We start from the raw sequence: 12,672 nt of genomic DNA, 5'->3' as shown, positions 1-12,672 counted from the left end.
GTACGGGCCACAACGCGTATGAGCATGTCACCCTGGCGGATCCGCCTCCTGATCGTCTCGCTGCTGACGGTCGCGATCCTCGGAGCGCTCGACCACACCATCGTCGCGACGTCCCTCGCGACCGTCGCCGGTGACCTCGGCGCCCTCGCCCAGATGGGCTGGATCGTCGTCGGCTACACCCTCGCCAGCACCGTGCTGCTGCCGATCCTCGGCAAGCTCGGCGACGCGGCAGGCCCGCGGGGCGTGTTCCTCGTGTCGCTCGTGCTCTTCCTCGTCGCATCGCTGGCGTGCGGCTTCGCGCAGGACATGCCCCAGCTGATCGCCGCGCGCGTGGTGCAGGGCATGAGCTCGGCGGGGCTGCACCTCATGTCGCAGACGATCGTCGCCCGGGTCACCACGCCGCGCGAGCGACCCCGGTACCTGGCGATCATCGGCGCCGCCTTCCCCGTCGCGATCCTCGTCGGCCCCGTGCTCGGCGGCCTGATCACCGACTACTGGGGCTGGCCCTGGGTGTTCTGGATCAACATCCCGTTCGGGGTCGCGGCGCTCCTCCTCGCGCTCATCGCCGTCCCGCGCCTCCCCGGCTTCGGTCGGCGGCGCTTCGACATCGCCGGCGCGCTCTCGTTCGCGGTCGCCATGGTCGCACTCGTGCTCGCCGTCACCTGGGTCGGCGATCCCGCGCGGGCCGCGGCATCCGTCGTCTCGTTCGTCATCGCCGCCATGGCCTTCGCGGCGTTCTTCCTCATCGAGCTGCGCGCCCCCGAGCCGCTCGTGCCGCTGCGGCTCTTCGCCGACCGGACCATCGCGGCCGGGACGGCGCTGTCGGCCATCATCGGCATCGGACTGTTCTCGATCACGGCGTACCTGCCGACCTACTTCCAGATGGCCTACCGCACCAGCGCGACCGTGTCGGGCCTCGTCCCCATCGCGACGGTGTTCGGGATGCTGGTGTCCAACCTCGCGACCGGATGGCTGGTGAGCCGCACCGGCCACTACCGCGTCTACTGCATCGGGGGCACCGCGCTCGGCGCAGCGGGACTCTTCGTGATGGCGCTGCTGCCGGTGGGGCTGCCCCTGTGGGTGCCGATGGTCGTCATGGCCGTCGTCGGGATCGGCACCGGGGCGTTCATGAGCCTCGTCATCGCCGTCGTGCAGAGCGCCGCGCCGCGCCGCGACACCGGCAGCATGACCGCTGCCGTCAACCTCGTGCGGCAGATCGGGTCGACCGTCGCGACGGCGATCGTCGGCGGTGTCATCGGGCTCGGCGTCGCGGCGCTCCTGCCGTCGTCCCTCGACGCCGCGACGCTGACGCCCCAGTTCGTGCACGAGGCATCCGTCGCCGTCCAGACGGAGGTCGCCGCCATCTACAGCAGCGTCTTCGCCCCGGTCTTCGCGGCGCTCGCCGCCACCTACGCCGTCGGCGTCGTCGCCGCCGTCCTGCTTCCCGCCGGGCGGCTCTCGGACGAGTCCGAGCACGCCCCCGCCCCCAGCTCCGAACCGCTCACCGCGTGACCAGAAGAGGTACTCCGATGTCTCACACCCCCATCGTCGCCATCGTCGGCTCAGGGCCGATCGGCTCCGCCTACGCCAGGGTGATCCTGGAGGGCTCTCCCGAGGCTCGGGTCGTCATGTTCGAGGCCGGCCCGCAGCTGACGGCCGTGCCCGGCGAGAGCGTCCGCAACATCGCCGACCCGGACGAGAAGGCCCGCGCCCGCGAGATGTCGCAGGGACCGCAGTCCGGCGCGTTCCGTGAGAGCCTCGGCATCCCCGCCGGGGTGGTCGTCGAGGGCATGTTCACGGCACGCCAGGGCACGCACCTGCTCGACTTCGGGGGACCCGGCTCCGCGCACGCCCCCACCTTCCCGGCAGCCGCCGCGGCCACCAACGTCGGCGGCCAGGGCGCGCACTGGACGTGCGCCATCCCGCGTCCCGCGTTCAGCGAGAAGGTCGACTTCATCGACGACGGCGAGTGGGAGGAGCTGATCACGGCGGCCGAGGCGCTGCTGCACGCGCAGAGCGCCGCGTTCGCCGACTCGCCCATCGGCTCTGCCATCCGCTCCCTGCTCGACGCGGAGTTCGGCGCCGAGTTGCCGGAGGGCTACGGCGTGGGCACCCTGCCCGTCGCCGGCGACCCGCAGCCCGACGGCTCCATGGTGTGGGCGGGCGCGAACACCGTCCTCGGCCCGCTCATCGAGGAGGGCACGCCCGAGTCGGCACGATTCGAGCTGCGCGACCTGACGCTCGTGCGCCGGATCGAGCACGAGGGCGGCGAGGTGACCGGCGTCACGATAGAGGACCTGCGCACGAAGGAGATGTCGTTCTTCCCGGCCGACGTCGTCGTGGTGGCCGCCGACGCGTTCCGCTCGCCGCAGCTGCTGTGGGCCAGCGGCATCCGTCCCCGCGCCCTCGGCCGCTACCTCACCGAGCATCACGTCGTCATCACGACCGTCGCCCTGGACGAGGAGCGCATGAGCGGCCTCATCTCGGAGGAGGCGTTCGCGGCCGAGCTGGCGCGCCGCGCGCAGAACGCGGCCGACCCGGTCGCCGCCGTCAACCGCATCCCGTTCTCGGAGCCAGACCACCCCTTGTCGCTGCAGGTGATGTACGCCGAGAGCCCGCCGTTCCCGCTCGACCCGTCGCACCCGGCGGCGGGCAACCGGTGGGGCTACGTGAACATGGGCTACGGCGTGCGCAAGCACCCCCGCGTCGAGGACGGGGTCACCTTCGACGACGCCGAGCTCGACTACCGCGGCTTCCCGAACATGACGATCGAGTACGCGCTGACCGATGCCGAGCAGCCCGAGCTCGACGAGGCCCACGAGCGGGTACGGCGTGCCGGCGCGGCGCTCGGGGCGTTCGTCGCCGAGCCTCGGCTCCTCCCGAACGGCTCGAGCCTGCACTACATGGGCACCATGCGCATGGGCGCGGCCGACGACGGCACGTCGGTCGCCGACCCGTGGTCGCGCGTGTGGGGGTTCGACAACCTCGTCGTCGGCGGGAACGCCCTCATCCCCACGGCCAACACGATGAACCCGACGCTCATGAGCGTCGCGATCGCGGTGCGCGGCGCGCGCCGGGTCGTCGAGCAGGTGTCGGGCACGCGGGTCGAGGAGGTCGCCCGCTGACGCCGATCGTGCTGTCGAGATCGTGCGTTCTCGCCGAGATGACACGACGCGGGCGCCCAGGACGTGTCATCTCGGCGAGATCATGCGATCTCGGCGACGGGGCCGGACGCGGCGGCTCCGTCAGGGCCTGCCGATGCGGTCGGCCATGAACTTGGCGCCGGCCGACGAGGTGGCGCCGCCGTCGACCGGGATCTCGGCGCCGGTGAGGTACGACGCGGCGTCCGAGAGCAGGAACGCGACGAGCTCGGCGACCTCGTCGGCGTCGCCCAGCCGCTCGAGCGGCGTCAGCGCGAGCTGCGCGTCGCGCATGACCTCGGGGGCGCTCGCCGTCATGGGCGTCTCGATGAAGCCGGGGTGCACGACGTTGACCCGGATGCCCCGGGGGCCGAGCTCAGTGGCAGCCACGTGGGTGAGTCCGCGCAGGCCCCACTTCGACGTCGTGTAGGCGACGGGGTAGTGCGCGTTGAGCGCCGCCGACGATCCGATGTTGACGATCGACGACCCGCTGCCCATCAGGGGTGCGAGGGCCTGGATGCCGAGCATCGGCCCCGTCAGGTTGACCGCGAGCACGCGGTCCCAGTCGACGCGCGCGACAGCGCCCAGCCGGGCGCGATGCGTGATGCCGGCGTTGTTCACCAGACCGCGCAGCGGCTCGCCGCGGAGGCTCTCCGCGAGCTCGGCGGCGAGGTCCGCCCAGCCGGCCTCGTCCGTGACGTCGAGCCGACGGTGCTCGATTCCCGGCGCCTCGGCGGTGGCATCCGTCACGTCCGTCGCGATCACGCGCGCACCCGCGGCCGCGAGCAGGCGGGCCTCGGCAGCCCCCTGCCCGCCACCCGCACCCGTCACGACGACCATGCGTCCCTCGAGCCCCGGATAGCTGGTCATGGGGCGACCGTAGCCCGTGCCCCGGGCGCGCGGGAACCCGCATCCGCTGATGGCCCGCATCGGAATCCGCGAATCCACCGTGCGGCGCGTTGGTGAAGGCGGCCCGGCGCGGTCACCCGTCGTGTCGGGCCGAGGACCAGAGCCCGCGCGCCGCCCGCACGAGCTCCGCGTAGACGCCCGCGCTCGGCTTGGCGGTCCGCTCGAAGGTCTCGCGGTCGACGGAGTGCAGCCCGAGCTTCGGGCCGTAACCGAAGATCCACTCGAAGTTGTCCATCAGCGTCCAGTGGCAGTAGCCGATCACGGGCACCCCGTCGGCGATCGCCTGCGCGAGGCCATCCAGGGAGGGCTCGATGAAGGCGGCGCGGATGCTGTCATCCTCGGTCCCGATCCCGTGCTCGCTCACGAGCACCGGCACCTGGGCGACCGAGTGCACGTACTCGACGGCGCCGCGCAGCGAGTCCGGCTCGACGGCCGTCCCCATCCCGTTCACGGCGACGCCGTCTGCCGGACGCACCTGACCGTCCGGGCCGTAGATGATGCGCTCGTAGTTCTGCACTCCGATGAAGTCGTCCTCCCGGGCGAGTGCGAGCCAGTGCTCGTAGACCTCGGCGCGCTTGCGGTCGCGCAGCTCCTCGCCGCCGGGGGCGGCGACATCGTCGACGACCGCGAGTGACAGGCCCACAGGCAGCTCCGGCCGGTGCGCCTTGATCGCGGCCTTCGCCGCCTGGTGGCCGGCAGTCATCCCCGCCCGCATCGCGGCGAAGTCCTCGGGCAGCATGACGTTGCCGGCGCGGTACCGCTCGACGCCCGCCGCCGCCGAGGCGGCCGCCAGCGTGGCGCGCTCGAGGTCGGCGACGAACGACGGCAGATCCGCCCACGTGAGCATCTCGGGCAGGTCGGGCTCGTTGAAGGTGACGGCGAGGCGGATGCGGTCGCCGAAGCGTTCCATCACCCTGCCGCAGTAGCGGGCGAACAGCTCGGGCGCCTCGGGGTCCAGCCACGCTCCGCGCGCCGCGAACCAGTGCGGCGACGTGAAGTGATTGAAGGTGACGATCGGGGCGAGCCCGCGGGCGTGGCATCCGTCGACGACCGCCTCGTAGTGCGCCAGCGCCCCTTCGGAGAACTCGCCCTCGGTGGGCTCGACGCGGGCCCACTCGACCGAGAAGCGATAGGCGTTGAGGTTCATCCCGGCGACGAGGTCCAGGTCGGACTCCCACAGCTCCCAGCCGTTCGTCGCCTTGCCCGACCGGTCCTGGAACACCGATGGCGTGACGTTCTCGAGGAACCACGTGTCGCTGTGGACGTTGTCGCCTTCGTTCTGGTGGCCGGCGGTGGCGACTCCCCAGAGGAAGTCGGCGGGGAAGGATGCTGCGGGCATGAGTGGTCCTCTCTGACTCTCGTCCATCCTCGCACAGTCGTTCAGTGTATGAAAACCTGTTTCACTGTAAGCAACGCTCGAGAGGGGCAGCGTTAGGCGTTCGCTAACGCAGCCCAGCCCGGATCCGAATGGCCAAACCGGCCGCACCGGGTCAACCTGTACCGAAGGATCGACTCCCGATCAGCGATCCGCGACCACTGAAGTCCGCACCAGCACACCACGATCACAGGAGATCAGGATGTCTCGAATCACCACAGCGCGCGGCGCCGCCGTCCTTGCGGCCGTCGCCGCCTCAGCCCTGGCGCTCAGCGCCTGCACGGCGCCCGGCGGCTCGGGGGGCACCAGCGGCGAGCCCGCCGACACGTCGGTCCTCGTCATCGGCCTCGACTCCGACCAGGCCGCGCTCGGCTACGACCCGCTGCGCTACGGCAGTGGCCAGCGCATGTTCTTCGAGGGGATCTACGACTCCCTCTTCCTCCTCGACGAAGAAGGGCAGGTCGTCCCCGACCTCGTGACGAACTTCGAGTACAACGAGGACCAGACGCAGCTCACGCTCGACCTCGACACGAGCGCGGAGTTCGCCGACGGCTCCACCGTGACGGCCGATCTCGTGAAGCAGAACCTCGACTTCCGCGGTGACCCCGACCTGTCGGCGTACAGCGGATTCGCGGAGGGCGGCGAGCAGGAGATCTCGGAGGTCACCGTCGTGGACGACGACACCGTCACGCTGACCTTCGCGGCTCCGCAACCCGGGTTCGAGGCCAACCTCGTGCTTCCCGCCGGCGCGATCGTGGGCGCCGCCGGCGTCGCCGACCGCAGCACCCTCGATGCCACGGCCGACGGCTCGGGACCGCTCGAGGTCGACACCGATGCCACGATCAAGGGCAACTCGTACCTGCTGGTCAAGAAGGAGGACCACCCCGACGTCGACGCGTACCCCTACGACTCGTACGAGTTCCGCCCGATCCTCGACCCGCAGGCGCGCGTGAACGCCGCCATCTCGGGCGAGGTCGACCTGGCCTTCATCACCAGCGCCACGCAGGACCAGGTCGAGGCCGCCGGGGTCGGACTCGTCGCCAACGGCGGCGTCGTGCAGAACCTGCTGCCCTTCGACAAGAACGGCAGCCTCGCGCCGCAGTTCGGCGACCCGCGCGTGTGGAAGGCCCTGTCGATCGCGATCGACCGCGAGGCCTACGTCGCCGCGGTGCACCCGGGTGACATCCCGACCGCGAACGCGCTTCCTGCCGAGAGCCCCGGCTACATCCCCGAGCTCGAGGACGACTACGCATACGACCCCGAGGGGGCCAAGGAGCTCCTGGCGGAGGCGGGCTACCCCGACGGCTTCGCGTTCGACTTCACGATCAGCCAGCAGAGCCAGCGCGACCTCGAGGCGCTGCAGCCGTACTGGGCCGAGATCGGCGTGGACGTCTCGCTGAAGAACGCCTCGTCGACGGAGGAGATCTTCGCCGCCGTGCAGACGCAGCCCCTGGGCGGCCCGATCGCGCTGACGTGGACGAACCCTCCCGGCAACGTGTTCGGGGTGCTGTTCGGCTTCGCGAACTTCCACGGCGCCGAGAACGCCGAGATCCAGGCGGCGGCCGGCGCGTACGGCGCGGCGGCGGGCTCCGGTGATGAAGACGCTCAGGCGGCGGCCCTGACCGATCTCAACGCGGCGATCGTCGAGTCCGGCTGGCTGCTCCCGCTCTTCGAGCAGCTGTCTCCCTGGGCCTACAACGAGGCGGTCCTCGAGGAGCCGACCTTCCCCGGGACGGACTCGTTCCCGATCCTCTCGGCGCTCCAGCCGGCGTCCTGACAGGCTCCGGTGCGGCGGCGGCCCTCGCCGCCGCCGCACCGGACACACCAGGGAGTGATGATGCTCACCTTCGTGCTCAAGCGGATCGCGTTCGCGATCCTCACCCTCGTCGTGGCCACGATGCTCGCCTTCGTGCTCGTCCACCTGTCCGGGTCCACGCCCGGCGGGGTGGCGCTCGGCATGGCGGGCACCCCGGAGCAGGTCGAGGCCTACAACATCGAGGTCGGCTGGTACGACCCGTGGATCGTGCAGTACCTCAGCTGGTGGGGACAGGTCCTGCAGGGAGACCTCGGCGTCTCGCTCATCGACGGGCGCCCGATCGGCCCCGACATCGCCAAGCGCCTGCCGGTCACCGCCGCCCTCGCCGTGCTCGGCACGCTCGTCAGCGCCCTCTTCGGGATCACGATGGGCGTCGTGGCCGCCGTGCGCGGAGGAGCGGTGGACCGCGGCATCACCGCGCTCTCCGGCATCCTGCTCTCCCTTCCCGCGTTCTGGGTGGGCGTCCTGCTCGTATACCTCTTCGCCGTCCAGATGCGGCTGCTTCCCGCGACGGGATTCGTGCCGTTCGCCGTGAACCCCGAGGCGTGGGCGAGGTCGCTGGTGCTGCCGGTGCTGACGATCGCGATCACCTCCGCGGCCGGCCTCGCGCGGCAGACCCGGGCCTCCATGGGAGAGGCGCTCACCCAGGAGCACATGCGCACCCTCCGCGCCGTCGGCACGCCCACGTGGCGCATCGTCTACGTCCATGCGCTGCGCAGCGCGAGCCTGCCGATCCTGGCGAGCGTCGCGATCCAGTTCATCATCCTGTTCGGCGGCTCGGTCATCATCGAGGTGCTCTTCGCGCTCCCCGGCATCGGGCAGGCCATGCAGGCGGCGGTCGGCTCGGCCGACCTGCCCTTCGTCCAGGCGCTGGTGCTGGTCGCGACGCTCGTCGTCGTGGTCGTGAACCTCGGCCTCGAACTCCTCAACCGCGTCCTCGACCCGAAGCTGCGTGCATCATGACCATCGACACCACCTCGATCCTGCGCATCCGCAAGCCGCAGCGGCGGCTCGGCGGTCGCGTCCTGCGCTCGCCGGCGGCCGTGCTGTCGATCATCTGGCTGGTGGGACTCGTGCTCGCCTCGCTCACGTCGCCGCTGTGGCTGCGCTACGGTCCGCTCGAGCAGGACCTCTCGGCCGTGCTCCAGGGCCCCTCGTGGGCGCACCTCCTCGGCACGGACGAACTCGGCCGCGACCTGCTCTCCCGCATCGTCACCGCGGCCGCCCCGACGCTGCTGATCGCGGTCATCACCCCGATCGTCGCCGTGCTGGTCACCGTCCCGATCACGCTGTGGGCGGCGCGCTACGCGCGCGCCGAGGGCGTGGTCAACCGGGTCAGCGAGATCGTGCTCTCCCTTCCCGGCACCGTGATCATCCTGGCGTTCATCGCCGCGGTCGGCACCAACATGCCGCTGGTCATGGTCGCCTTCGGGCTGCTGCTGTTCGGCGCGCTCTACCGCGTCTTCTTCGGTCAGGCGAAGTCGCTGCACCAGCAGCTGTACGTCGAGGCTGCCGCCGTCGACGGCGTGAGGCCGATGACGGCGAGCCTGCGCCACGTGCTTCCGAACATGTCGACCACGGTCATCGTCCAGTTCGTGCTGCTGTTCGGCGCGGCGATCGGGCTGCAGGCGGGACTGGCCTTCATCGGCCTCGGCCCCCAGCCGCCCGAGCCCACGTGGGGCGGCATGGTGCAGACCGCGTCGCAATACATCTTCCAGCAGCCCTGGATGATGATCCCGACAGGCGGCGTGCTCGCGCTCACGATCATCGCCGCGAACTCGCTGGCCGATGTGCTCGCCGGGGGCTCCGCGATGCCGCCTTCCCTCGTCTCACTGAAGCGCAGGAAGGCGCCGACGGATGCCCCGGCCGCTGCGGGGGGAACGCCCGCCGCGGCGCCGGCGCCGGTCGCGGCATCCGAATCCCTCGTTCCCGCGGATGCGGACGGCGCGCTGCTCGTCCAGAACCTGGTCATCGGCGTCGACGACGGGCCCGAGCTCGTCTCCGGTGTCTCCCTCCGCGTCGGGGCCGGCCGGGTGCTGGGCCTCGTGGGCGAATCGGGCTGCGGCAAGAGCGTCACGTCGTACGCGATGCTCGGGCTGCTCGCCCCGGGGCTGTCGGTGCGGTCCGGCAGCATCCGGTGGAACGGCGTCGACCTGGCCCGTGCCGACGAGAAGACGCTGCAGCGCACCCGCGGGCACGAGATCGCGTTCATCTCGCAGGAGCCGACCCGTGCGCTCGACCCGATGTTCACGGTCGGCTGGCAGCTCACGGCATCCGTCAAGCGGCTCCGCGGAGTGGGCGGCCGCGAGGCGAAGCGCATCGCGCTGCAGCTGCTGACAGACGTGGGGATCGTCGACCCGCCCGGCGTGCTCAAGAGCTACCCGCACCAGATCTCGGGCGGCATGGCCCAGCGCGTCGCGACCGCTCTGGCGCTGTCGGGCACGCCGAAGCTGCTGATCGCCGACGAGCCGACCACCGCGCTCGACGTCACCGTGCAGGCGGAGATCCTCGCACTGCTGCGCGGGCTGATCGCCGAGCGCGACATGTCGATCATCCTCGTGACGCACGACCTCGGCGTCGTCGCCGACCTGTGCGACGACGTGTCGGTGATGTACGCCGGGCAGATCGTCGAGTCCGGGACCGTGCGCGATGTGCTCGTGCGCCCCGAGCACCCGTACACGATGGCGCTGCTGGCCGCCGACCCGCACGCGATCATCGACTTCGAGGGGACGACCCGCCTCGCGTCCATCCCCGGTCAGGTGCCCCTGCCGGGATCGTGGACGAGCGGATGCCGCTTCGCCGCGAGGTGCCGGTTCGCCCGGGACGAGTGCAAGACAGTGATCCCGCTCCTGCCGCGCGCGGAGGGCGAGGGCGGCGTGCGCTGCATCCGCCGCGACGAGGTCGAGGGCAGACAAGAGGAGTGGCGCCGTCCGGTCGCCGTCGGAGGAGAGCTATGAGCGCGCTACAGCCTGTCGTGATCTCGCCGGACGCCCCGCTGCTGGAGGTGCGCAACCTCTCGATCCGCTACGGGCGGAAGGGGCCGCTCGCCGTCGAGGACGTGTCGTTCACGATCGGCCGCGGCGAGACCCTGGGCCTGATCGGCGAGTCGGGTTCGGGCAAGACCACGATCGGGCGCGCCATCCTCGGGCTTGTGCCGGTCACGAGCGGGCAGATCATCTTCGAGGGACGCGACATCACCCGGCTGAGCGCCGCGGATCGCCGCACCCTGCAGGGCGACCTGCGCGCCGTCTTCCAGGACCCGTTCTCGTCTCTCAACCCCCGCAGGCCCATCGGCGACGCGCTCGGCGAACCGCTGCGCGTCGCGGGCGTGCCGCGCGCGGAGCGCACGTGGAGGGTGCAGGCGGCGCTCGAATCCGTGGGCCTCGCGCCCGGCTCGGAGGATCGCTATCCGCGCCAGTTCTCGGGCGGTCAGCGCCAGCGCATCGCGATCGCGCGCGCGCTCGTCACCGACCCGCGCCTCGTCGTCTGCGACGAGGCGGTCAGCGCGCTCGACCTGTCGACGCAGGCGCAGGTGCTGAACCTGCTCTCGGACCTGCGCGCCGGCGCCGATCTCGGCTACCTGTTCATCGCGCACGACATGGCCGTCGTGGAGTTCCTCGCCCAGCGGGTGGTCGTGCTGAACCGCGGCCGGATCGTCGAGCAGGGCGAGACCGCCGAGGTGATGCGCAACCCGCAGGCCCACTACACCCGCGTCCTCATGGCGGCGTCGCCCGTGCCCGATCCCGACGAGCAGGCCCGCAGACGCGAAGCATGGCAGGCGCTCAGGGCGGCGGCATCCGTCCCCGCTGCCTGACGGCGTCAGTGGAACGTCGCGTCGACGATCGGAGACAGGGCCTGGGCGGTCTCGCGGAACGACGTGACCATGGGGTTCGGGCTGTCGCTCAGGCTGCACAGCACGATGGTCGCCGGTTCGATGTCGGAGATCGGGACGAACGCCAGTTCGTCGCGGCGATAGTGCTGACTGGCCGACTGCCCGGCGATGTTCACGCCCGCGCCGGCGGCGACCAGCTCGAGCAGCCCCTCGACGCTGTCGGCGGTGGGTCCGCGCTGGGGTCGCGTGCCGTCGGGGCGGGGGTCGACGAGCCACCAGTTCACGACCTCGGCCGGACCGTTCGCCACCGAGACGAACATCTCGTCGCCGGTCTCGAGGATCGAGATCGACTCGCGTCCGGCGAACGGATGATCGGCCCGCACGACGAGCACGCGCGCCTCCCGCCAGAGCGGTTCGGCGCGGACGCGCGGCGGCAGCAGCATGGGCCACGGTGCGAAGACGACGTCGACGCGCCCGCCCTCGAGCTCCTCGGCGACGTCGAAGAAGCCCAGCCGGCGCATCTCGATGCGCGCCTGCGGGATCGCCTGCATCGTCGCCGCGATCGCCGCGGTCGTCAGGCTGCCCGCCCCGGCGGCCACGACCCCGACCCGCAGCATCGGAGCGTTGCGATCGCGTCGGATCGAGCGGCCCCAGCTGAGCAGCTGGTCGTGGTCGTCCTGCACCCGACGGGCGAGGGGCAGCAGCTCGCGCCCGTAGGCGGTCAGCTCCACCTTGCGGGGGCTGCGATCGAACAGCTTGACGTCGAGCTGCTGCTCGAGGCGGCTGATCTGCTGACTCAGCGACGGAGGCGTGATGCTGAGGCGTTCCGCAGCCCGTCCGAAGTGCAGCTCCTCGGCGAGCACACAGAAATAGCGGATCACGTGGATAGGCACATCCATGCTCCGAATCTTAGCTTCCGGCTAACGCCGGGTAGGGAGCTCGAACTTCCGCCTGCCGCGCGCTCTGGCGAGACTTGAGGCACCCGGAGCAGTTGTTCGGAACGACCCGATGCTCCGTCTGCCTAACGGCACCGCGTTCTTACAAGGAGGTAAGCATGACCACTTTCCCCGCTGACGACCCCGACAAGGTCCCCTTCGCAGGCGTCCTACCGGCGTCGCCCAGGCCGTTCGTCCTCGGCGAAGGGCAGGGGGAGAAGTCGCTCGTCTTCGACCAGCTCTTCTCCATCCTGCTGTCGGCCGACGAGACCGACGACCAGTACGGAGCCTTCACCATGGTCGGCCCGAAGGGCGACCGCATCCCGGCCCACAAGCACTTCAAGACGCACGAGATCTTCTATGTCGTGGACGGCGAGATCAGCATCTGGATGGACGACGAGGCCGACTACCACTCCAAGACCACGCTGACGACGGGTGACTTCGCATACATCCCCGCGAACATCGTGCACGCGTTCCAGATCCACAACACGACCAAGGTGTTCGGTGTGGGCACGGCCGGCTTCGAGCGGTTCTTCCACGCGATGGGCCAGAAGACCGATCTCACCGAGCCCCAGGGCGTCTACGTGCCCGACTACCCGACCATGCGTGCTGCGGGCGAGAAGTACTGGACGCAGTTCATGCCCGAGTTCCGGTTCCGCGACTGA

The 12,672-nt window shown here is 70.9% G+C and carries 10 protein-coding genes; 7 read left to right on the top strand and 3 right to left on the bottom strand.

Features of this window, described 5'->3' with window-relative positions; translation table 11 throughout:
- Positions 1-18: 18 nt before the first annotated feature.
- Positions 19-1,512 carry an MFS transporter gene (locus ACWGUG_RS01325; protein WP_452323586.1) on the top strand — a complete coding sequence of 498 codons (1,494 nt, stop codon included), beginning with the start codon at positions 19-21 and terminating at the stop codon, positions 1,510-1,512.
- Between the two features lie 17 nt (positions 1,513-1,529).
- Complete coding sequence (locus ACWGUG_RS01320; RefSeq protein ID WP_452323585.1) at positions 1,530-3,125, top strand: GMC oxidoreductase; 1,596 nt, start codon at positions 1,530-1,532, stop codon at positions 3,123-3,125.
- Between the two features lie 120 nt (positions 3,126-3,245).
- Here ACWGUG_RS01320 and ACWGUG_RS01315 read toward each other — a convergent pair whose 3' ends face one another.
- Entirely contained in the window at positions 3,246-4,010 is a 765-nt protein-coding gene (locus tag ACWGUG_RS01315) for an SDR family NAD(P)-dependent oxidoreductase (protein WP_452323584.1), read from the bottom strand.
- A gap of 112 nt (positions 4,011-4,122) precedes the next feature.
- Positions 4,123-5,388 carry a glycoside hydrolase family 1 protein gene (locus ACWGUG_RS01310; protein ID WP_452323583.1) on the bottom strand — a complete coding sequence of 422 codons (1,266 nt, stop codon included), beginning with the start codon at positions 5,386-5,388 and terminating at the stop codon, positions 4,123-4,125.
- 238 nt (positions 5,389-5,626) lie between these two features.
- On the opposite strand from ACWGUG_RS01310, the gene ACWGUG_RS01305 reads away from it, so the two are divergent.
- Genes ACWGUG_RS01305 through ACWGUG_RS01290 form a run of 4 tightly spaced genes read left to right on the top strand, consistent with a single transcriptional unit; the run spans position 5,627 to position 11,054 of the window.
- A complete protein-coding gene (locus ACWGUG_RS01305) occupies positions 5,627-7,201 on the top strand; it encodes an ABC transporter substrate-binding protein (RefSeq protein WP_194396799.1) in 1,575 nt (524 codons plus the stop codon).
- A gap of 57 nt (positions 7,202-7,258) precedes the next feature.
- On the top strand, positions 7,259-8,203 hold the full coding sequence (locus tag ACWGUG_RS01300) for an ABC transporter permease (protein ID WP_452324181.1): 945 nt from the start codon (positions 7,259-7,261) through the stop codon (positions 8,201-8,203).
- Positions 8,200-10,197, top strand: a complete 1,998-nt coding sequence (locus tag ACWGUG_RS01295) for a dipeptide/oligopeptide/nickel ABC transporter permease/ATP-binding protein (protein WP_452323582.1) — start codon at positions 8,200-8,202, stop codon at positions 10,195-10,197. Before ACWGUG_RS01300 ends, ACWGUG_RS01295 begins: the two co-directional genes overlap by 4 nt.
- On the top strand, positions 10,194-11,054 hold the full coding sequence (locus ACWGUG_RS01290; RefSeq protein WP_452323581.1) for an ATP-binding cassette domain-containing protein: 861 nt from the start codon (positions 10,194-10,196) through the stop codon (positions 11,052-11,054). The genes ACWGUG_RS01295 and ACWGUG_RS01290 overlap by 4 nt, the downstream gene beginning before the upstream one ends.
- A gap of 5 nt (positions 11,055-11,059) precedes the next feature.
- Here the strand turns inward: ACWGUG_RS01290 and ACWGUG_RS01285 are convergent, their stop codons facing one another.
- Positions 11,060-11,971 carry a LysR family transcriptional regulator gene (locus ACWGUG_RS01285; protein ID WP_452323580.1) on the bottom strand — a complete coding sequence of 304 codons (912 nt, stop codon included), beginning with the start codon at positions 11,969-11,971 and terminating at the stop codon, positions 11,060-11,062.
- A gap of 155 nt (positions 11,972-12,126) precedes the next feature.
- On the opposite strand from ACWGUG_RS01285, the gene ACWGUG_RS01280 reads away from it, so the two are divergent.
- Positions 12,127-12,672 (top strand): quercetin 2,3-dioxygenase, encoded by a 546-nt coding sequence (locus ACWGUG_RS01280; RefSeq protein ID WP_336394339.1) that lies wholly within the window; start codon positions 12,127-12,129, stop codon positions 12,670-12,672.

The organism is Microbacterium sp. NPDC055455 (assembly GCF_053619935.1).
Note: the sequence above shows the minus strand (reverse complement) of the source record. Positions and strands in the feature narration are given on the sequence as shown.

Coding starts and splice junctions, on each gene's coding strand:
- ACWGUG_RS01325 (WP_452323586.1), top strand. CDS start 19: ATGAGCATGTCACCCTGGCGGATCCGCCTCCTGATCGTCTCGCTGCTG.
- ACWGUG_RS01305 (WP_194396799.1), top strand. CDS start 5,627: ATGTCTCGAATCACCACAGCGCGCGGCGCCGCCGTCCTTGCGGCCGTC.
- ACWGUG_RS01295 (WP_452323582.1), top strand. CDS start 8,200: ATGACCATCGACACCACCTCGATCCTGCGCATCCGCAAGCCGCAGCGG.
- ACWGUG_RS01315 (WP_452323584.1), bottom strand. CDS start 4,010: ATGACCAGCTATCCGGGGCTCGAGGGACGCATGGTCGTCGTGACGGGT.
- ACWGUG_RS01310 (WP_452323583.1), bottom strand. CDS start 5,388: ATGCCCGCAGCATCCTTCCCCGCCGACTTCCTCTGGGGAGTCGCCACC.
- ACWGUG_RS01285 (WP_452323580.1), bottom strand. CDS start 11,971: ATGGATGTGCCTATCCACGTGATCCGCTATTTCTGTGTGCTCGCCGAG.
- ACWGUG_RS01320 (WP_452323585.1), top strand. CDS start 1,530: ATGTCTCACACCCCCATCGTCGCCATCGTCGGCTCAGGGCCGATCGGC.
- ACWGUG_RS01280 (WP_336394339.1), top strand. CDS start 12,127: ATGACCACTTTCCCCGCTGACGACCCCGACAAGGTCCCCTTCGCAGGC.
- ACWGUG_RS01300 (WP_452324181.1), top strand. CDS start 7,259: ATGATGCTCACCTTCGTGCTCAAGCGGATCGCGTTCGCGATCCTCACC.
- ACWGUG_RS01290 (WP_452323581.1), top strand. CDS start 10,194: ATGAGCGCGCTACAGCCTGTCGTGATCTCGCCGGACGCCCCGCTGCTG.